22 protein-coding genes are annotated in these 19,663 nt (G+C 67.8%); 1 reads left to right on the forward strand and 21 read right to left on the reverse strand.

What is annotated here, in order from left to right:
- Window positions 1–8: 8 nt before the first annotated feature.
- The 7 genes from dapD to rpmH all read right to left on the reverse strand — a co-directional run bounded on the left by dapD (window position 9) and on the right by rpmH (window position 5,297).
- Entirely contained in the window at window positions 9–854 is an 846-nt protein-coding gene (dapD, locus tag QN315_RS01740; RefSeq protein WP_323991243.1) for a 2,3,4,5-tetrahydropyridine-2,6-dicarboxylate N-succinyltransferase, read from the reverse strand.
- A gap of 144 nt (window positions 855–998) precedes the next feature.
- A complete protein-coding gene (argB, locus tag QN315_RS01745; protein WP_176639460.1) occupies window positions 999–1,928 on the reverse strand; it encodes an acetylglutamate kinase in 930 nt (309 codons plus the stop codon).
- A 47-nt stretch (window positions 1,929–1,975) separates the two neighbouring features.
- Window positions 1,976–2,647, reverse strand: a complete 672-nt coding sequence (gene yihA / locus QN315_RS01750; RefSeq protein WP_323991244.1) for a ribosome biogenesis GTP-binding protein YihA/YsxC — start codon at window positions 2,645–2,647, stop codon at window positions 1,976–1,978.
- A 13-nt stretch (window positions 2,648–2,660) separates the two neighbouring features.
- On the reverse strand, window positions 2,661–4,430 hold the full coding sequence (gene yidC, locus QN315_RS01755; RefSeq protein WP_323991245.1) for a membrane protein insertase YidC: 1,770 nt from the start codon (window positions 4,428–4,430) through the stop codon (window positions 2,661–2,663).
- Between the two features lie 21 nt (window positions 4,431–4,451).
- Window positions 4,452–4,706 carry a membrane protein insertion efficiency factor YidD gene (gene yidD / locus QN315_RS01760; protein WP_408904674.1) on the reverse strand — a complete coding sequence of 85 codons (255 nt, stop codon included), beginning with the start codon at window positions 4,704–4,706 and terminating at the stop codon, window positions 4,452–4,454.
- A 17-nt stretch (window positions 4,707–4,723) separates the two neighbouring features.
- Complete coding sequence (rnpA, locus tag QN315_RS01765) at window positions 4,724–5,074, reverse strand: ribonuclease P protein component (protein WP_176639464.1); 351 nt, start codon at window positions 5,072–5,074, stop codon at window positions 4,724–4,726.
- A gap of 88 nt (window positions 5,075–5,162) precedes the next feature.
- The gene (gene rpmH / locus QN315_RS01770) at window positions 5,163–5,297 is read right to left on the reverse strand and encodes a 50S ribosomal protein L34 (RefSeq protein ID WP_012553083.1); all 135 of its coding nucleotides are present in this window, start codon (window positions 5,295–5,297) and stop codon (window positions 5,163–5,165) included.
- 154 nt (window positions 5,298–5,451) lie between these two features.
- On the opposite strand from rpmH, the gene QN315_RS01775 reads away from it, so the two are divergent.
- Window positions 5,452–5,670 carry a hypothetical protein gene (locus QN315_RS01775; protein WP_323991246.1) on the forward strand — a complete coding sequence of 73 codons (219 nt, stop codon included), beginning with the start codon at window positions 5,452–5,454 and terminating at the stop codon, window positions 5,668–5,670.
- 19 nt (window positions 5,671–5,689) lie between these two features.
- Here the strand turns inward: QN315_RS01775 and gloA are convergent, their stop codons facing one another.
- The 14 genes from gloA to era all read right to left on the reverse strand — a co-directional run bounded on the left by gloA (window position 5,690) and on the right by era (window position 19,645).
- Window positions 5,690–6,079: a lactoylglutathione lyase gene (gene gloA, locus QN315_RS01780; protein WP_323991247.1), complete on the reverse strand. Its 390-nt coding sequence runs from the start codon at window positions 6,077–6,079 to the stop codon at window positions 5,690–5,692.
- 26 nt (window positions 6,080–6,105) lie between these two features.
- Window positions 6,106–6,990 carry a UDP-2,3-diacylglucosamine diphosphatase LpxI domain-containing protein gene (locus QN315_RS01785; protein ID WP_323991248.1) on the reverse strand — a complete coding sequence of 295 codons (885 nt, stop codon included), beginning with the start codon at window positions 6,988–6,990 and terminating at the stop codon, window positions 6,106–6,108.
- Window positions 6,991–6,999: 9 nt separating this feature from the next.
- The gene (gene lpxA, locus QN315_RS01790; RefSeq protein ID WP_408904675.1) at window positions 7,000–7,842 is read right to left on the reverse strand and encodes an acyl-ACP--UDP-N-acetylglucosamine O-acyltransferase; all 843 of its coding nucleotides are present in this window, start codon (window positions 7,840–7,842) and stop codon (window positions 7,000–7,002) included.
- A gap of 125 nt (window positions 7,843–7,967) precedes the next feature.
- The gene (gene fabZ, locus QN315_RS01795; RefSeq protein WP_176639467.1) at window positions 7,968–8,453 is read right to left on the reverse strand and encodes a 3-hydroxyacyl-ACP dehydratase FabZ; all 486 of its coding nucleotides are present in this window, start codon (window positions 8,451–8,453) and stop codon (window positions 7,968–7,970) included.
- A gap of 91 nt (window positions 8,454–8,544) precedes the next feature.
- Complete coding sequence (gene lpxD / locus QN315_RS01800) at window positions 8,545–9,615, reverse strand: UDP-3-O-(3-hydroxymyristoyl)glucosamine N-acyltransferase (protein WP_323991249.1); 1,071 nt, start codon at window positions 9,613–9,615, stop codon at window positions 8,545–8,547.
- A gap of 15 nt (window positions 9,616–9,630) precedes the next feature.
- Window positions 9,631–10,515, reverse strand: coding sequence for an OmpH family outer membrane protein (locus tag QN315_RS01805; protein ID WP_408904567.1), 885 nt, complete (start codon window positions 10,513–10,515; stop codon window positions 9,631–9,633).
- Window positions 10,516–10,522: 7 nt separating this feature from the next.
- Window positions 10,523–12,937, reverse strand: coding sequence for an outer membrane protein assembly factor BamA (gene bamA, locus QN315_RS01810; RefSeq protein ID WP_246285604.1), 2,415 nt, complete (start codon window positions 12,935–12,937; stop codon window positions 10,523–10,525).
- 148 nt (window positions 12,938–13,085) lie between these two features.
- Window positions 13,086–14,189, reverse strand: coding sequence for an RIP metalloprotease RseP (gene rseP, locus QN315_RS01815; RefSeq protein ID WP_176640255.1), 1,104 nt, complete (start codon window positions 14,187–14,189; stop codon window positions 13,086–13,088).
- 44 nt (window positions 14,190–14,233) lie between these two features.
- On the reverse strand, window positions 14,234–15,391 hold the full coding sequence (dxr, locus tag QN315_RS01820; protein WP_323991250.1) for a 1-deoxy-D-xylulose-5-phosphate reductoisomerase: 1,158 nt from the start codon (window positions 15,389–15,391) through the stop codon (window positions 14,234–14,236).
- Window positions 15,392–15,481: 90 nt separating this feature from the next.
- Window positions 15,482–16,432, reverse strand: coding sequence for a phosphatidate cytidylyltransferase (locus QN315_RS01825; protein ID WP_323991251.1), 951 nt, complete (start codon window positions 16,430–16,432; stop codon window positions 15,482–15,484).
- Window positions 16,398–17,075 (reverse strand): polyprenyl diphosphate synthase, encoded by a 678-nt coding sequence (gene uppS / locus QN315_RS01830; protein WP_323993759.1) that lies wholly within the window; start codon window positions 17,073–17,075, stop codon window positions 16,398–16,400. The genes QN315_RS01825 and uppS overlap by 35 nt, the downstream gene beginning before the upstream one ends.
- A gap of 139 nt (window positions 17,076–17,214) precedes the next feature.
- On the reverse strand, window positions 17,215–17,781 hold the full coding sequence (gene frr / locus QN315_RS01835) for a ribosome recycling factor (protein ID WP_176640818.1): 567 nt from the start codon (window positions 17,779–17,781) through the stop codon (window positions 17,215–17,217).
- A 95-nt stretch (window positions 17,782–17,876) separates the two neighbouring features.
- The gene (gene pyrH / locus QN315_RS01840) at window positions 17,877–18,617 is read right to left on the reverse strand and encodes a UMP kinase (RefSeq protein ID WP_323991252.1); all 741 of its coding nucleotides are present in this window, start codon (window positions 18,615–18,617) and stop codon (window positions 17,877–17,879) included.
- 134 nt (window positions 18,618–18,751) lie between these two features.
- A complete protein-coding gene (era, locus tag QN315_RS01845) occupies window positions 18,752–19,645 on the reverse strand; it encodes a GTPase Era (RefSeq protein WP_323991253.1) in 894 nt (297 codons plus the stop codon).
- Window positions 19,646–19,663 lie beyond the last annotated feature (18 nt).

Raw genomic sequence — 19,663 nt, forward strand, 5'->3', positions numbered from 1 at the left:
CGCGCCGGTCAATCCCGCAGCAGCTCGTTGATCGAGGTCTTGGCGCGGGTGCGTTCGTCGACGCGCTTGACGATCACGGCACAGGCCAGCGACGGCAGGGGCCTGCCGTCCGCGCTGCTCGCCTCGCGCGGCGGCAGGGTGCCGGGCACGACGACCGAATAGGCCGGCACGCGGCCGACGAAGACCTCGCCCGTCGCCCGGTCGACGATCTTGGTCGACGCGCCCAGGAACACGCCCATCGACAGCACGCTGCCGCGCTCGACGATCACGCCTTCGGCCACTTCCGACCGCGCGCCGATGAAGCAATCATCCTCGATGATCACCGGGGCGGCCTGCAGCGGCTCCAGCACGCCGCCGATTCCGACGCCGCCGCTGATATGGCAGTTGCGGCCGATCTGCGCGCAGCTTCCGATCGTCACCCAGGTATCGACCATCGTGCCGCTTTCGACCCGTGCGCCGGCATTGACGAAGCTGGGCATCAGCACCACGCCCGGCGCCACATAGGCCGACCGGCGAACGATCGCGCCCGGCACGGCGCGGAAACCGCCCTGGCCGAAGGCGGCGTCGTCCCAGCCCGCGAATTTCAGCGGCACCTTGTCATAGAACGGCGCGGGGGCGCCTGGCATCACCTGGCTGTCATTCAGCCGGAACGACAGCAGAACGGCCTTCTTCAGCCATTCATTGACCACCCAGCCCGCGTCGGTCGGGCCGGCGACCCGCAGCGTGCCGGCATCCAGCCCGGCCAGCGCCTGTTCGACCGCGTCGCGATCCGGGCCGGTCGTGGCGGAGGACAGCGTGTCGCGCCGATCCCATGCCGCCTCGATCTGGGTCCGTAGGGCGTGCTCGTCGTTCATAACTCTGCAATCCTGTGTCAGTGGCGGCGGCGCTGCCGGGCCGCCGCGCGGTCATCCTGTCGCGGGACCATGCGGAGGATGCCCCATGCTGTCAACGACTCTCGATCCTGGCCCGGCCGTGGGCCGCTCCGTGCCGCGGGGCCGTCACTCGCCGCGGATCAGCGTGCCCGGCCCGGCCTCGGTGAACAGTTCCAGCAGGCAGGCATGCGGGACGCGTCCATCCAGGATCACCGCCGCCTTGGCCCCGCTGCGTACGGCCTCGAGGCAGGTCTCGACCTTGGGGATCATGCCGCCGCTGATCATGCCGCTGGCAATGCCGCGCCTTGCCTCCTCGGCCGTCAGTTCGGGGATCAGCTCGCCGTTTTCATCCAGCACGCCGGGCACATCCGTCAGCATCAGCAGGCGCGTGGCATGCACCGCGCCGGCGATCGCGCCGGCGGCCGTGTCGGCGTTGATGTTGTAGGTCTCGCCATCCTCACCCGCGCCGACCGGGGCGACGACCGGAATCAGGCCCGAGCCCGACAGCGCATAGAGTACGCGCGGGTCGATGCGCACCGGCTCGCCCACGAATCCCAGATCCAGCACCTTCTCGATCTGGCTGTCGGCGTCGCGCACCGTGCGCCGCAGCCGCCGCGCGGTGATCAGCCCGCCGTCGCGGCCGGAAATCCCGACCGCCAGGGCCCCGGCCTGGTTGATCAGGCCGGCGACCTGCTTGTTGACCTTGCCGGCCAGGACCATCTCGATCACGTCGACCATCGCGGCGTCGGTGACGCGCAGCCCATCCACGAAGGTCGAGGGGATCTGCAGCCGGTTCAGCATGGCGCTGATCTGCGGCCCGCCGCCATGCACGACGATCGGGTTCACGCCCACCAGCTTCAGCAGCGCGATATCGTGGCCGAATGCCTCGGAGAGCGAATCCTCCACCATCGCATGGCCGCCATATTTGACGACGATGGTGTCGCCGGCATAGCGGCGCAGGAACGGCAGCGCCTGTGCCAGGACGGCCGCGCGTTCCTGCGCGTCCTTCAGGTTCTGCACCTCGGTGCCGGCGATCGCGTTGCCCGTGTCACTCATCGCATGCTGCCTGTCGTCTTAATCGTCGTCCGGGTAGTCATAAAGGATCATTGCGCCTGCGACAGCGCCAGCGTGGCCAGCTCGGCACGCAGTTCGGGGATGCCCAGCCCGCTCTCGCTGCTGGTCGCCAGGATATCGGGGTATGCCGCCGGATGCTGGCGGACCAGTTCGGCGGCCTGCGCGCGCTTGGCCGCCAGCGCGCCGGGGCGCGGCGCATCGCACTTGGTCAGCACGATCTGGAAGGTCACGGCGGCGCGGTCCAGCAGGGTCATGACCGCCCGGTCCGATTCCTTGATCTCGATCCGGGAATCCAGCAGCAGGATCACCCGCTTCAGGGTCGGCCGGCCGCGCAGATAATCGAACATCAGCCCCTGCCAGTCTTCCTTCACCGCCTTGGCGGCCTTGGCATAGCCATAGCCCGGCATGTCCACCAGGGTCAGCCGCCCGGCAAGATTGAAGAAATTGAGCTGCTTGGTCCGACCGGGCTCGGACGACGCGCGGGCCAGGGCCTTGCGCCCCGTCAACGCGTTGACCAGGCTGGACTTGCCGACATTCGACCGGCCCGCGAACGCGATTTCCGGCATGTCGGTGGGCGGCAACTGGTCCAGCCGCTGGGCGCCGAAGAAGAAATCGCACGATCCGGCGAACAGCAGCCGCCCGGCTTCGCGCAACTGCTCCTCTTCCTCCTCGGTACGGGGGGGGATGTGAAACTCCGACATCAGGCCCGCATTCTCACTTCCGCACGGCCGGAGCCGCAGGGGCGCCGGTCTTCTTCAACGCGCCGTCCAGGCGACGCTGGATCAGCATCTGCTGCGCCATCGTCAGCAGGTTGTTCCAGCAATAATAGATCACCAGACCCGCGGGCTGGCGCGCCATGAAGAAGGTGAACAGCACCGGCATCATCTGGAAGACGCGCTGCTGCGCGGGGTCCATCGCCGCCGGGTTCAGCTTCTGCTGCAGGTACATCGTCAGGCCGAACAGAATCGGCCACACACCCAGTTGCAGGAACGGCGACAAGACCGTCGGATCCCACGGGATCAGCCCGAACAGGTTGAACAGGTTGGTCAGGTCAGGCGCGGACAGGTCCTGGATCCAGCCGAAGAACGGCGCATGGCGCATTTCGATGGTGATGTACAGGTCCTTGTACAGGCTCCAGAACACCGGGATCTGCACCAGCGCCGGCATGCAGCCCGCGGCGGGGTTGACGCCCTCGTTCTTGTACAGCGCCATCATGTGCTGGTTCATCGCCATCTGGTCGCCCTTATAGCGCTCGCGGATCTCCTGAACCTTGGGCTGGAGCTGCCGCATCTTGCCCATCGAGCGGAATTGCCGCGTCGCCAGCGGGAAGAACAGCCCCTTGACCAGCAGGGTGAAGGCCATCAGCGCCAGGCCGAAATTGCCCAGCAGCGTGTTCAGCCAGTCCAGCACGTAGAAGATCGGGCGCGTCAGGAAGGCGAACCAGCCGAAATCGACCGCTTTCCAGAAATCCGGAATGTGCAGGCTGGATTCGTAATGCTCCAGCAAATTCACTTCCTTGGCGCCGGCAAAGACGTGGCTGGTGGTCGCTGCCGTCATGCCCGGCGCCACGGTGGTCGGCGCCTGCGCGATGAAGCCGACCTGGTAGATCCCGGCGCCCTGGTTGGCCTGATAGCCATAGCTGCCGGTGACCGCGGTGCCCTGCTGCGGAATGACGGCCGTCAGCCAGTATTTGTCGGTGATGCCGGCCCAGCCGTTCTGGCCCGCGCGGGTCCAGGACTGATTGGCCGGCGGGGTCGCACCGGTGCGCAGGCTTTTGTACGAACTTTCGTCCATCCGCCCGTCGATCACCGAAATCGGACCCTCATGCACCAGGTAACCGCCGGTTTCCACCGGGGTATAGGCCCGGTCGACCCGCGCGAACGGATAGAGCGCGACAGGCTGGGCCGAATGGTTCACGATCCGCTGCTCGACCGCGAACATGTAATGGCTGTCGATCGACACGATGATCTGAAAAGTCACGCCCTGCCCGTTGTCCCACGACAGGGTCACCGGCTTCTCGCCCGTCAGCTTCGGGGCATCGGCGGTCCAGACGGTATTGGCGTCGGGCACGCGCACCTGCCCGCCCGGCAGGTTCATCCAGCCGATCTCGACATAGTTGGGCTGCGGATCGCGCGCCGGCTCCAGGATGCGGACCAGCGGGCTGCCCTTGCGGATCGTCTCGTGATAGTCGCGCAGCACCATGTCGTCCAGGCGCGCGCCCAGCAGGTCAATCGACCCGCTGACCTTCGGCCCGTCGATCGGCAGACGGGTTTCGGCCTGCGGCGCCGGAATGGATTGCGGCTGCGAACTCGCCCCCGCGATCGGCGCGGCCGGTACCGGCCGGTTGGCCGGCGGGGTCTGGCTGGTGGCCTGCGCCGATTGCTGCGCGGCCTGCTGATGGGTCTGCTTCGGCATGAAATATTCGAAGCCGACCAGGACCATGGCGGACAGCAGGGTCGCCACGATAAAGCGCTTGGTATCCATCAGTAACCAGCCAGACTCACGTTATCTGTGGGAGGAACAGCAGGGACCGCGCGCAGGCCCCCGCTCGGGCACGGGATCGTATCCGCCGATATTCCACGGATTGCAACGCAAGATCCGCCACGCCGCCAAAATCGTGCCGCGAAACGGCCCGTGGCGGCGGATCGCCTCCAGCGCGTAATCGCTGCAGGACGGGACGAATCGGCAATTCATCCCCATCACGGGGCGGAAGATCCATTGATAGGCGCGAATCAGGCCGATCAGCGGCCGGGAGAGGATCGCGCCCAGGCGCGCTTTCACGAATCCCCCCGCACGCCCGCCTTGCGCAGCGCGCGGCGCAGATCGCCCAACAGCGCCGAAAAATCGCGCCCCCGCGTGCCGCCACGCCCGATCAGGACCAGATCGACGCCGCTGAGCGGCGCCTCATGCGCGACCTGCCGCATGGCTTCGCGCAGCCGGCGGCGCGTCCGGTTGCGGACGACGGCGTTCCCGACCTTCTTTGTCACGGTAAAGCCGATCCGCGCCGGATCGGAATCGCCCCGCTCCAGCGCCTGCAGCACCAGACCGGGTGAAGGAACCTTCCGTCCGCGAGACGCCACAAGCAGGAATTCTGCACGCTTCTTAAGACGGACGGACCGGTCGGCCACGCTCAGCAGCCTTTCGTATTCTCGCCCCGGCGCGATATCGCGGGGCCGTGTCGCCCCGGGCCACGGCCCGGAGACGACGGCCTGGCAATCAGGCGGACAGGCGCTTGCGGCCCTTGGCGCGGCGGTTCGCGATGACCTTGCGGCCACCGACGGTTTCCATACGGGCGCGGAAGCCGTGACGGCGCTTGCGGACCAGCTTGGACGGTTGATACGTGCGCTTCACGACGGCACTCCCAGATTGACAGCAACAAATATGCCGCGGCTAAATTCCACGGCGCGTTCGGGCGCAGTTCGCGGCACCCGATCCGAGGCGCGCCTTATACTGTCCGTTTTCCGGCACGTCAACGTGCCAAAGACCACGCGCGGAGAACAGAAGCATGAACGGCGCCCCCCTTCCGCAAGACGGCGCGTCATCCGCCGCCGAATCGTCATCCGTCGGCAAGATCCTGCATGACGTCCGGGGCCTGCTGGCACCGGCGATGCTGACGGCCGATCGGCTGAGCCTGCATGCCGACCCCCGGATCCGCGAGGCCGCCGAGCAGATCATCCAGTCGATCGAACAGGCCGTGCACCGGCTGAAGGATCTGCGCGGCTAAATATATTCAGGATATTCCCTTACGGGCGCTGGATCAGTTCAATCTTGTAGCCGTCCGGATCCTCGACGAAGGCAATGACCGTCGTGCCGAACTTCACCGGCCCCGCCTCGCGCGTCACCTTGCCGCCGCCGGCCCGCACGGCCTCGACCAGCGCCGCGACATCGGGCACGCCCACTGCGAAATGGCCGAAACCGGTGCCGATCTCATAGCCGTCATCCTTGCCCCAATTATAGGTCAGCTCGATCTCCGCCTGGCCCGACGCATTGTCGCCATAGCCCAGGAAGACCAGGGTATACCGGCCCTCGGGCACTTCGCGCTGGCGCAGCTCGCGCATGCCGAGCAAGGTGTAGAATGCGACGCTGGCGTCGAGGTCGCGCACGCGCACCATCGTATGCAGATATGAACCCATGAACATTCTCCTGTCTGGAAGACCGGTCAGTTTTCGCCCTCGGCATCGATTCCGACCAGGAACAGGCCGGCCGCGTCAGCGGCCGCGATACACAAGTCCGGGTCGGTCAGCAGGGTTGCCCCGGCCTGGAACGCAATGCCGCGCAGGCCCACCTGGGCCGCGCGCCTGACGGTATCCGGCCCGATGGTCGGAAGATCCGCCCGCCGATCCTGCCCCGGTTTGAGCATCTTGACCAGAACCCCGCCCGGACGCCCGGGCTGGCGGCATTCGCCCGCGCGCAGCAGCATGCGGTCGGTGCCCTCCATCGCCTCGACCGCCAGGACCAGCCCGTCCTGCACCACGCAGCCCTGCCCGATATCCAGCCGCCCGATCGCATCGACCACCGTCCGTCCGCGGTCGATATCCGCCTGGGCCCCGGCATCGGGCCGCACGCGGCCCAGCACGCCGCGCCGCCCGACCGACGCCGAGAGAAATTCATGGGCGCCGTGGATGGCGAACCCTTCCTCGCCCAGCACGCGGACAATGGCCGCCAGCAATCCGTCATCGCCGGAAAACAGGGCCCGGCCGATCCGCGCCATGATCCGCGCGCCCGCGGCGTCGGGCCGCAGGTCGGAAAAGGAGGGGCGGCGCACCGGCCCGATCAGGACCAGGTCGCGGCAGCCCTCGGCACGCAGGCAGGACAGAATCTCGCCCGCCGCCGCCAGGCGGACATAGCGATGCGGCCAGGATCCGATTACGGCCGGTTCGGCGAAATCCTGGAAGCCGACGATGAACACGCGCCGTCCCAGCGCGGCGACCGCCTGGGCCACCTGGCCGGGCAACGGGCCGCCGCCCGCCAGGATTCCCACGCAATCGCCCGACAGGATCGGCCCCGGCTTGCCGTCAGGCGAGGTCACGCCGGCCACGGCCATGGACTCTGTTCAGACGCCGTCGGTTTCGATGGATGCCGTGCCGCCGCCCGCGACGCGCACCAGGCCGCGATGGCTGGGGGCCTCGATGAAGGCCAGGATCTCGGCCACCCGGGGCTCGTTGCCATATTCGGCGCGCACCGCGTCCAGCCTCTGGCTGAAGGCCGCGGTCTCGTCTTCCATCGCGCGGGGATAGAGCGCGCGGAAAGCGCGGCGCAGGCGATGGACCTCGTCCGGCTGCACGCCGTTGCGCTTCAGCCAGATCCAGTGCAGCCCGACCAGGCGCGCGCGATTGCCCAGGACGCTGCCATAGGGAATGACATCGGCCTCGACCCCGCAGACGCCGCCGACCAGGGCCGCGCGCCCGATGCGCACGAACTGGTGCAGGGCGGCCGAGCCCATGATGCGCGCATGATCGCCGATCGTCACATGCCCGCCCATGACGACATTATTAACGATGATGACCCCGTTCCCGATCGTGCAATCATGCGCGACGTGGGAATTGGCCATGATCAGGCAATCGTCGCCGACCTGGGTCACGCCGCTGCCGGTGGCGGTGCCACGATGGATCGTGACATTCTCGCGGATGACGGTGCGGGCTCCGATCACGCAGCGTGTCGCCTCGCCGCGATATTTGAGATCCTGCGGCGCCATGCCGATCGTGGTGAACGGATAGCAGGTGACGCCGGGGCCGATCTGCGTCTGCCCGTCGACGATCACGTTGGCGATCAACTGCGTGCCGTCGCCGATCCGGACGTCCGGGCCGATCATGCACCATGGGCCGATCCGCACGCCGCGCCCGATCCGCGCCCCCTCGGCAACGATCGACGAGGGATGAATCTCGGCGGCCTGAATTCCGGCATCCGGTCCAGCCAAATCGGTCAATATACTTTCTCCCGGCAGAATCAGGCTTCTGGTTTCAGGCTTCCGGACGATCCGCGTTCGCGCATCCGGAGCAGGACACTAGAGCATCATCCGCTCTAGCCCATGATCATCGCGCTGAAGCTGGCCTCGGCCACCGACACGCCGTCGACCCGCGCCACGCCCTTGAACTTCCACACATTCGCGCGGCTGCGTTCTTTCTCGACATGGATCTTCAACTGGTCGCCGGGCCCGACCGGGCGGCGGAATTTCGCCCCGTCGATCGTCATGAAATAGACCAGCTTGCCCTCGAAGGCCGGCCCCAGCGTCAGCACGACCAACGTGGCCGCGGTCTGGGCCATCGCTTCGATGATCAGCACGCCGGGCATGACCGGCCGCGCGGGGAAATGGCCCTGGAAATGCGGCTCGCTGGCCGTCACGTTCTTGATGCCGACCGCCGACTGGCCCAGCACGATATCGACCATCCGGTCGATCAGCAGGAACGGATAGCGATGCGGGATCGCCTCCATGATCCGCATGACATCGATGGCTTCGATACAGGTCGGGCCTTCGCCCGCCGAGGGAACCTCTACTTCTTTATCCACGTCGTCCGACCATCTTGCTCGGGATGGCGCGGCCCGTCGCCCAGCGACCCATTGCCCGCCCGTCCCGGTTGACTTCCGGGGGCCCGCTGCCTCAGGCCGCACCGTCACCCTGTTTCGTTCCCTTCTTCGCCAGACGCCGCAGCACGGCGACATTCCGGAAAAATTCCCGAAACGGCATTGCCGGGCTGCCGATCACATCGGCGCCCGCCTCGACATCCGACATCACACCGCACTGGGCGCCGATGCGGGCCCTGGTTCCAATACGGATATGACCGATCAAACCGGCCTGGGCCGCAACGGTGACGAAATCGCCCAGTTCCGTGGAACCCGAGATTCCAGCCTGGGAGACGACGATGCAGCATCGGCCAAGGCGAACATTATGGCCAATCTGCACCAGGTTGTCGAGGCGCGAGCCCGCGCCGATCACCGTGTCCTGCGACGAGCCCCGATCGATCGTCGCATTCGCCCCGACCTCGACCCCGTCTTCCAGGATCACGCGCCCCAGTTGCGGCACGGTCTCGAACCCATCCGGCCCGACAGCAAAGCCGAAACCTTCCTGGCCGATCCGCGCCCCGGGCAGCAACGTCACCCGGTCGCCCAGCAGCGCGTGCGAGACGCTGCACTGCGCGCCGATGCGGCAGCCCGCGCCGATCCGCACTCCGTCGCCGACGGTGGCATGCGCGTCCACCCGGCTGCCCGCGCCCACGCGCACCTGCGCGCCGATCGAAACAAAGGGGCCGATCTGCGCCGAAGGATCGATCTGCGCGCCCTCGCCGATCACCGCGCTGGGATGGATCCCCGGCACGATCGCCGGCACCGGATGAAACAGGGCCGCGATCCGCGCCCAGGCCAGATAGGGCGCGGAACAGACCAATCCGATCGTCCCCGCGGGCAGCCTGTCGACAAAGGCCGGCGCCAGGATCACCACACCGGCGCGCGTCTGCTCCAGCAAGGGGGCATAGCGGCGGTTGTCCAGAAAACTGACCTCTTGCGGGCCCGCGGATTGCAGGGGGGCGATCCCGGTATACTGACGCGCATCCGCACTGTCCCGCGCGTTCTCGATCCGGGCCCCCGCGCATTCCGCCAGGGCCGCAAGGGTGAACGGCCCTTTCCGCGTGAAGAACCGCTCGTCACCCGGCCGTGCCGCGTCCTGCCCCTCCATGCCGCCGGCGCCCGCTTACCGGTGGGACGCCACCACCGGCGCGGTAGCGGCGGCCGGCGCGCGCTCGGCATCGGCGGTGGTCGGCATGGTGCCGGACTTGGCCAGTTGTTCCGGATCGACATTCGCCGCCGGGATGAACACGCTGGGCAGCACCTTGTTCAACTGGTCCGCCACCTGGCTGGTGATATCCAGCCCGTCCTGGCTCAGCGCCACCTGCTCGCGATGCAGCACCAGGTTCATTCCCCGGCTGGCCGCGACCTGGCGGATGATCTGCACCAGTTCGCGCTCGATCTGGTTCAGCGAAACCTGGGCGGCTTCCTGGATGATGCGGTTGCGATTGCGGAAATCGCGCTGGGCGGAGATCACCCGCTGCTGCAGGCGGCGCTCGCGCTGCTGGATCTGGTCCGAGGCCAGGTTCTTGGCTTCGGCCTGCAGCTTCTGCTGCTCGTCGCGCCAGCCGGCCTGCTCCTTCTGCGCGTCGCGCGCCAGTTCGTCGCGGCGGGCGCCCAGGACTTTCTCGGCCTGCTGGGCGGCGCTGGACAGACGCATCACCTCGGGCACGCTGATCACCCCGATGACCGGCACCGGCGGGGTGACGCCGCGCGGAATGTCCGGCGAGGCCGGAACCGGCGGCATCGGCAGCACGGGCGGCGTCTGGGACTGCGCGTCCTCGTTGTCGGCGGCGGGCGGCAGGGGCACGGGCGCGGGACGCGCGGCGCGCGGAACCGCCGGGGCCGCCGCCGGCTGCGCGGTCTTGGGCACGAACCAGCCGGCATTCCCGCCCGAGGACGAAGCCCCCTTGGCAAGCGCGCCGGTCGAAGCCAGGCCGGCGCCGGTCATCACGACGACCGCGACCAGTGCGAAAACGCCACGGGTACGAAGCCCACGGGTAGAAAGCATTGTCACCTCAGAATTGCTGGCCAAAGCCAAAGCGGAGCAACTGCGTCCGGTCATGTCTCTGTTTCACGACCGGGATGCCGAGATCGATGTTGATCAGGCCGAACGGGCTTTTCCATGAAAAGCCGACACCCGTGCTGACGCGCGGCGACAGCGTGTCGCCATAGACCGGCGTATAGCGGGGCATATCCTGCGGATAGGCGGTATAGCGCCGCGGCACGCGCAGCCCGTCCAGCCCGCCGGCATCGACGAAGTAGCGGCCGCGAATGCCCATGTCCGCCGCCAGCGGCATCGGGAAATTGACGGTGGCCGACGCGGTGTAGATGAAGCGCCCGCCGATGAAATCTTCCTGCGAGTGCATCGGATACTGCACGCCCTGCCAGGTATAGGCCGGGATGCCCTTGGTGCGCGGACCCGCGCCGCCATCCAGGAAGCCACGCAGCGTGTTGCCGCCCAGATAGAAATTGTCGATGATGTCGCTGCGCCCGCCCCAGTTGGCGATGTCGCCCGCGCCGCCGGTAAAGGCGACCGTCCAGTCATGGTTGCCCATCAGGTCGTCCAGCGGCAGGTAGTAGGCCGTATCCACCTTGCCGCGGACATATTTCTCGTCGCCGCCCAGGCCGGCGAAATCGCCGCCCAGCCGCACGACATAACCGGAATGGGGCGACATGCGGTTGTCACGCGTGTCGTAGGTCAGCGTGGTGCTGAGCTGCGACAGCAGCGACCAGCCGGTCTGGTCCAGCACGTACCACGACGCGTCGCTATAGGCGTTGTTCACCTGGCGGTCCGTCAGGGTATAGCTCCAGGACTGCGACAGGTGGTTGTTGTAGGCATAGCCCATGCGCAGCGAGAAGCCGTACCGGCCTTCGGAATAATTCTGATAGGTCTGATAGTTGTTCTGGATGCCGAAGATGTCGATGCCGGCGACCAGGTTGCGGTTCAGGAAATACGGGTCGCTGACCGAAATGTCGGCCTGGCGCTGGTAATAGCCCAGGGTACCCGAAATGCCGGCATCCACGCCCGAGCCCAGCAGGTTGTGCTGCTTCAGCCCGATATTGCCCAGCACGCCGATATCGGTCGAATAGCCGCCGCCCAGTGAGAATTCGCCGGTCGGCTTTTCCACAACGTTGGCGGCCACGTCGACCCGGTCCGGCGCCGAGCCGGGGCTCTGGTCGATCGAGACCGAGCTGAAATACCCCAGATCCTGCAGGATGGCCTTGGAATATTTCTTGTCGGTCGGGGTGTACGGATCGCCTTCGGCCATCGGCAATTGCCGACGGATCACCTGGTCCTGGGTGATCGTGTTGCCGTTGATGTCGATCCGTTCGACATAGACGCGCGGCCCTTCGCTGACGTCGAACAGCAGGTCGACGATGCGCTTCTCGGGATTGCGGGCGATCTCGGGCCGGACCATGGCGAAGGGGTGGCCCTGGCCCTGCAGCCGCTCTTCCATATCGGTCGCATTATGCTGCACCGCGCTGCCGTCATACCATTGATGGGCGAACAGTTCGATATAGGGGCGCAGCGACGCCGCGCTGACATGGCGCAGCGACGAACGGATATTGACCCGCCCAAGCCGGTAGCGCGGCCCCTCCTCGATCGTGAAGGTGATGTAGAAGGATTTGCGGTCCGGCGACAATTCGCCGGTCTGGTTGCGCACCTGCGCGTCGACGAACCCATTGCGCAGATAGAAGCGGCGCAGCAGTTCGGCATCATAGCGGATGCGTTCGGGATTATATTCGTCCGCCGAGGAGAAGAAGCGGTACCACGCCGTTTCCTTGGACGAGATCACCTGCGCCAGCCTGGCCTCGCTGAAGGCATGGTTGCCGACGAAGGAAATCTTGCGGACCAGGGTCTGCTCGGCCTCGTTGATCTGGAACACCACGTCGACCCGGTTATGCGACAGGCGGATGATCTGCGGCGTGACCGTGGCGGCGTAACGCGCCTTCTCGGCGTAGACGCCCAGGATCTTCTGCCGGTCCGAGGCCGTGATCTGGGTCGAGAAGACCGCGCGGGGACGCAGCGCGATCACCTTGCGCAAATCCTCGTCCTTCGCGGCGTGGTTGCCCTCGAAGACGATGCGGTTGACGATCGGGTTCTCGACCACGTGGACCTGCAGCACGTTGCCCGCGCGATGCAGCGTCACATCGCGGAACAGGCCGGTGGCGTACAGGGTCTTCAGCGACCGGTCCAACTGGTCCTGATTGAACGGATCGCCCGGCTGCACCACCATATAGGACAGGACGGTGCTGGTTTCGATGCGGTCGTTGCCGCTGATCTGGATTGCTTCGATCACCCCGCCGGACGGCGCCCGGGCGACCGCCGCCCCGCGCGGCGCGGAATGAGGCTGTGCCTTGGCCGTGCCGGCGACGAACAGAGGGACGAGGCAAACCGACGCAAGAAGCGTAGAACGTTTAGTCGGCAAAATCGGCTTCCCCCAAACCAGCGGTCCGTAGGCGATAGGCGTCCGCGCGCGGATTCTCCGCACCGGCGGTCGTTCGCGCCCGTACGGCGGAGGTATCCGAAATCCCCCCCGTCGCGCAAGCGCCTCCGTCATATCCGCGATGATGGCATCATCCGGCCAGAGATGCGACCCATCGGAACAGTCCGAAATGCGACAGGTCGTTGAACGTCGAAAACAGGAACAGCCCGGCGATCACCGCGAAGCCGGCCTGGAAGCTGATGTCGCGCACCTGGCGCGGCACCGGCCGCCCCAGCAGGGCCTCCAGCCCGTAGAAGACCAGCCGGCCACCATCCAGCACCGGGATCGGCAGCAGGTTGATCAGGCCAAGATTGATCGACAGCAGCGCCATGAACGACACCAGGCTGGCCACCCCGTACTGGGCCACCTGGCCCGACATCTGCGCGATCCGCAGCGGACCGCCCAGATCTTTGGCACTGTGCTGGCCGGTCAGCATCTGCCACAGCCCCGCCAGGGTCTGGACCGACAGGCGCCAGGTTTCCCCGAACGCGGCGGTCACGGCCGCCACCGGACCCAGCCGCTGGCTGACCGCGGCGGTGAACATCACGCCCAATTGCCCGCGCCTCGCGCCCGATTCGCCCGCGACGGTGCCGATCGTCACGGGCAGGGTGACGTCATGGCCGCCGCGATGGACGGTGACGTCGGTCTTCACCCCCGGCTCGGCCGCCACCACCGCCTGGATGCCGGCCACGTCGGCCACCTTGTGCGCGCCGATGCGCACGATGACGTCCTGCGGCAGGATGCCGGCCGCGGCGGCGGCGCTGCCCGACACGACCTGACCCACGACATTGCGGATTTCCGGCCGGCCCACGGTGGCGAACAACCCGGCGAACAGCACGATCGCCAGCAGGAAATTGAACACCGGCCCCGCCGCGATCACGATGGTGCGGGACAATACCGGCTTGTCATGAAAGGTGCGCCCGGGTTGCCAGGCCGCCATCTGCTCGGGCGTCGCCTCGTCCGGCCCTTCGAAACCGTGAGGCTTGACGTAGCCGCCCAGCGGAATCGGGCAGAGCCGCCATTCCGTGCCGACCCTGTCGTGCCAGCGCAGCAGCGGACGCCCGAAACCGATCGAGAACACCTCGACATGCACGCCCCGCCAGCGCGCGGCCAGGTAGTGGCCGAGTTCGTGGATGAAGACCAGCACTCCCAGCACCAGGGCGAAGGCGAGGACGGTCCGAAGCAGTTCGGGCATGATGAAGGGGGTACTCCTGGTAATGTTCGGGGCCGAAACCCGGATCAGGCCGCGCGCTGCGCCGTGCGCAGCCGCGCCGTCCGCCGGGCCTCCTGGTCCCAATGCAGCACGGCCTCGAGCGAATCGGCCGCCTGATGGCCGAGCGCCTGCATCGCGTCCTCGACCACCCGGGCAATGTCCAGAAAGCCGATCGCGCCGCCGAGGAACGCCTCGACCGCGATTTCATTGGCCGCCGACAGGATAGTGGGGACGGCGCCGCCCGCGCGCAAGGATTCGCGGGCCAGGCGCAGCGCGGGAAAGCGCGCCTCGTCGGGCTCCTCGAACTCCATGCGGCCCAGCGCCGCCAGGTCCAGGCGCGGCGACGTGGTGGCCATGCGGCAGGGCCAGGCCAGCGTATGGGCGATGGGGATGCGCATGTCGGCCGAACCCATCTGGGCCACGATGCTGCCGTCGGTATAATGCACCAGCCCGTGCACGACCGACTGGGGATGGACCACGACGCCGATCCTGTCCTCGGTCAGGGCGAACAGCCGCGCGGCCTCGATGACCTCCAGCCCCTTGTTGAACATCGTCGCCGAATCGATGGTGATCTTGGCGCCCATGGTCCAGGTCGGGTGCCGCAGCGCCGCCTCGGGGGTGGCCTTTTCCATGTCCGCCAGGCTGGCCCGGCGGAACGGCCCGCCCGAGGCGGTCAGCACGATCTTCTCGATCCCGTCCACCTGGCGGTCGGCCATCGACTGGAAGATCGCGTTATGTTCGGAATCCACCGGCAGCAGGGTCGCGCCGGCATCGGCGACCGCGCGCAGCATCACGTCGCCGGCGCAGACCAGGGCCTCCTTGTTCGCCAGGGCGATGGCGCCGCCGTTGCGGACCGACGCCAGGGTCGGTTCCAGCCCGATCGCCCCGGTGATCGCCGCCATCGTCCAGTCCACCGGCCGGGCCGCCGCCTCGATCACCGCCTGGCGCCCGCCCGAGACCGCGATCCCGCTGCCGTCCAGCAAGTCGCGCAGCTCCGCCAGCCTCGCCGCGTCGGCGATGACGGCATGCCGCGCGCGCAGGGCCCTGGCCTGTTCGGCCAGGCGGACGGCGTTGCTGCCGCCGACCAGGGCGTCGACCGCGAACCGTTCAGGCGCCTGCAGCAGCAGGTCGACCGTGGAGCAGCCGATGCTGCCGGTACTGCCAAGAACGGTGACTGATTTCATGCCTCTCTTCCCTGCCCCTCGGCGTCGCCGCGCCGTATTTTGGACCCGATCCGCCGCCTATGGCAGCCGGGCCCCCGTTTGATGCCGCAATTATTGCCCCGGCGGATACCCAGGCCGAAGTTCCGTCAGGGCCGCGATCAGGCCCGCCGGGGTCACATACCAGAACGCGGCTCCCGCCGCCCCGGCCGAAAGCAGCGCGGCCAGGGGGGCGGCGACCAGCAATCCGTCGAACCGGTCCAGCAGGCCGCCATGGCCGGGAATGATCGCCCCCGAATCCTTGACGCCGCGCGCGCGCTTCAGCGCGCTCTCGGCCAGGTCGCCGATCTGCGCGGCAACGGCCATCAACGCACCGAAGGCGATTCCCCGCCCCCAATTGCCCGGCCCCGAGACCAGCACGCACACGCCCCCCCCGGCGATCATGGCGCACAGCAGGCCGCCCAGCGCGCCCGACCAGGTCTTGGCGGGCGAGATGGCGGGCGCCAGCCTGGGCCCGCCCAGCAGGCGGCCGATCAGATAGGCGCCGCTGTCGCTGACCACCACGCAGGTCACGACGAACAGCACCACGCCGGCGCCCGGCGCGGTCATCATGCGCAGCCACAACAGGGACAGTCCGGCGCAGCCGATCACGACCTGGCCCAGCCACAGGGCGGGTCCGAAGACGAACGCCCCGCCCATGACCAGCACGGCGCCCCACCAATGGCCCGCCAGGGCCGCCGCCATGGTGGCCGCGATCCAGGCCAGGTACAGCGCGCCGCGCGCCGACCGCGCGGCCAGGCCGAACAGGCGCCCCCATTCCAGCGCCATGCCGGCCGTGGCCAGCAGGATCATCGCCGCATAAGGCGCGCCGCCCGTCCGGACGCAGAACAGCGCCACCGGCACCAGGACCGCCGCCGACAGCAGGCGGGCCCGCAGGTCCTTCCAATTGCGGCCCCGAGGGGTGCGATCCCGAGTGGTGCGACCCTGGGGGGTGCGACCTTGGGGGGCCGGCATGGGGCGCGGGCTGGGTTCAGGGGGCGGGACGGGCACCGAATCGCCTCTCACGACGGGCAAACATGTCCAGGGCCGCGTCGAAATGGCTTTCGTCGAAATCGGGCCAGAGCGTTTCGATAAAGACGAGTTCGGCATAGGCCGACTGCCAGAGCAGGAAATTGGACAGCCGGCATTCGCCGCTGGTCCGCACGATCAGGTCGGGATCGGGCACATCGGCGGTCTGCAGGAAACGGCTGAATTTCGCCTCGTCCAGCGCTGCTGGATCCATCGTCCCGGCCAGCGCGGCTTGGGCCACGCGCATCGCGGCCTGCACGATGTCGGCGCGTCCGCCATAGGACAGCGCGATGACCAGGGTCAGGCGGGTATTGGCGATCGTCAGTTCCTCGGCACGGCGGGCTTCGGCCTGCACGTCGGGATCGAACCGTTCCAGATCGCCGATGATCCGGATCCGCACGCCCTCGCGATTCAGCTCGGCGACCTTGTGCCGCAGGTAGTAGCGCAGCAGCGCGGTCAGGTCCGCGACCTCCTCGGGCGTGCGGCGCCAATTCTCCGACGAGAACGCATACAGCGTCAGGCACGACACCTTGCGCCGGATGGCCGCCTGGATGCAGCGGCGCACCGCCTCGGCCCCCGCGCGATGCCCCGCGGCGCGCGGCAGCCCCCGCGCCGCCGCCCAGCGGCCGTTGCCGTCCATGATCAGCCCGACATGCCGGGGGATCGACGAGGCAGCGACGGGCCGGTCGGGATCGGCCGCGACGCCGGCGTCCCCTGCCGCGCGCTTCATGGTGGTCCCGGCCAGCGGGCCGGGCACGGACCGAAGGGTCACGACGGGCTCAGACCTGCTTGATCTCGCGTTCCTTCTCCGCGAGCATCTCGTCGATCCGCTTCACATACTGGTCCGTCAGCTTCTGAACCGCGTCCGACCACACCTTGACATCGTCCTGGCCGATATCACCCTTCTTTTCATGGGCCTTGGCCTGGTCCATGCCGTCACGGCGGACGCCCCGCACCGCGATCTTGGCGTTTTCGGCGTATTTCCCGGCCGTCCGCGCCAGGTCGTTACGCCGTTCCTCGGTCAATTGCGGAATCGGCACGCGCACCGTCTGTCCGTCCGCCGCCGGGTTGAGGCCCAGCCCGCTGTCGCGAATCGCGCGCTCCACTGCCCCGACCAGCGAGCGGTCCCAGACCTGGACCGTCAGCATCCGCGCCTCGGGCACCGCGATCGAGCCGACCTGCGTCAGCGGCACCTCGCCGCCATACGCCTCGACACGCACCGGCTCGAGCAGCGCCGGACTGGCACGACCGGACCGCAAACCGGCGAAGTCGCGGCGCAGGCTTTCCAGCGCGCCGTCCATCCGACGGGTCAGGTCATCCAGCAGTGTCTTCTGATCAGCAGCCACAATGGCCCTCCATAGTCAAAACGGGCGGCGTATCGACGCGCCGCCCTGTCTCATCGTCCCGTGTCCGGCACCGTCGCGCAAACGGCGCGGGACATTCAGCGCGCCTCGACGATTCGGGTGAACAGCCCTTCGCCCCGCATCACCCGCGAGAACGCGCCCGGGGCGTGGATGTTGAATACCACGATCGGCAGCCGGTTCTCGCGCGCCAGGCTGATCGCCGCAGCATCCATGACATGCAGATCCTTGGCCAGCACGTCCAGATAGGTCAACGTCTCGAAACGGGTCGCATTCCCGTCCTTGCGCGGGTCGGCGGAATAGACGCCGTCGACCTGCGTGCCCTTCAGCAGGGCGTCGCAATCCATTTCCGCCGCCCGCAGCGCGGCGGCGGTATCGGTGGTGAAGAACGGGTTGCCGGTGCCGGCGGCGAAGATCACCACCCTGCCCTTTTCCATGTGCCGCACCGCGCGCCGGCGGATATAGGGCTCGGCCACCGACGACATGTGGATCGCCGACATGACCCGGGTCGGCACCCCGTGGCGTTCCAGCGCGTTCTGCACCATCAGCGCGTTGATCACCGTGGCCAGCATGCCGGCATAATCGCCCTGGGCGCGGTCCATGCCGCGCGCCGCTGCCGCGACGCCGCGGAAGATGTTGCCGCCGCCGATCACCAGGCAGACCTCGACCCCCGATTGGGCCACCGCCGCCACGTCGCCGGCGATCGTGTCGACCATCTGGGGGGCGATGCCATAGCTGCCGTCCCCCATCAGGGCCTCGCCCGATATCTTCAGGAGCACACGCCGATAATCATGGCCGTTTTCTGATGCTTGCTCGGTCATATGCCCCGGATCCTCCAAATGTGAACGAACGCCGGGGATGCCCTGGCCGGACCTCACCCATGCAATTCCTCTTATCGCCGCTCGTGACCGCTCACAAGCCGACGGGCGCAGAATAGCACCCGCCCGCGAAACCGTTACGACGCGTCGTCCAGGCCGATGGCCCGCAGGCGGGCGCGTTCCTCATCCCAGCCGGCGCGTTCCTTCACGTTCAGGAACAGATGGCAGGTCCGATCCAGCAGGCGCGACAGGTCCTTGCGCGCGCGTTCGCCGATCGCGCGGATCCGGCTGCCCTTCTCGCCGATCAGGATCGCCTTGTGGCCCGGACGCGCGACATAGATCGTGACCTCGATCCGCACCGAGCCGTCGGGCTGCTCACGAAAACTTTCGGTCTCCGCCGTCGCAGCATAGGGCACTTCCTCGTGCGTCTGCAAAAAGATCTGCTCGCGCACCAGCTCGGCCGCCAGCAGCCGGTCGGGCAGGTCGGTCAGGTCGTCCTCGGGATAAAGATAAGGCCCCTCGGGCAGCGACGCGGCCAGCGCGTCCAGCAGGTCCTCGACCCCGTCGCCGCTGCGCGCGCTGACCATGAAGACATGCCCGACATCCAGCAGCGACGACAATTCGGCGGTCAGGGGCAGCAGCGCCTGGCGGTCCACCAGGTCGGTCTTGTTCAGCACCAGCCACACCCGCCGGCGCGACGGCGCCAACCGGGCCACGATCGCACGCACGTCATCGGCCAGGCCGCGCCGCGCATCGACCAGCAGCAGCGTGATGTCGGCGTCCTCGGACCCCGTCCAGGCCGCGGCCACCATCGCCCGGTCCAGCTTGCGCCGGGGCTTGAAGATGCCCGGCGTGTCCACCAGCAGGATCTGGCTCGCCCCCCGCATCAGGATGCCCAGAACGCGGAAGCGCGTCGTCTGCGCCTTGGGCGAGACGATCGACAATTTGGCGCCGGCCATGCGGTTCAGCAGCGTCGACTTGCCCGCATTCGGCGCCCCGACGATGGCGACGAAGCCGCAGCGCGTGGTCATGATTCCTTTTCCTTTCGA

This window comes from Nguyenibacter sp. L1 (assembly GCF_035199985.1).
Lineage (GTDB): Bacteria > Pseudomonadota > Alphaproteobacteria > Acetobacterales > Acetobacteraceae > Gluconacetobacter > Gluconacetobacter vanlangensis.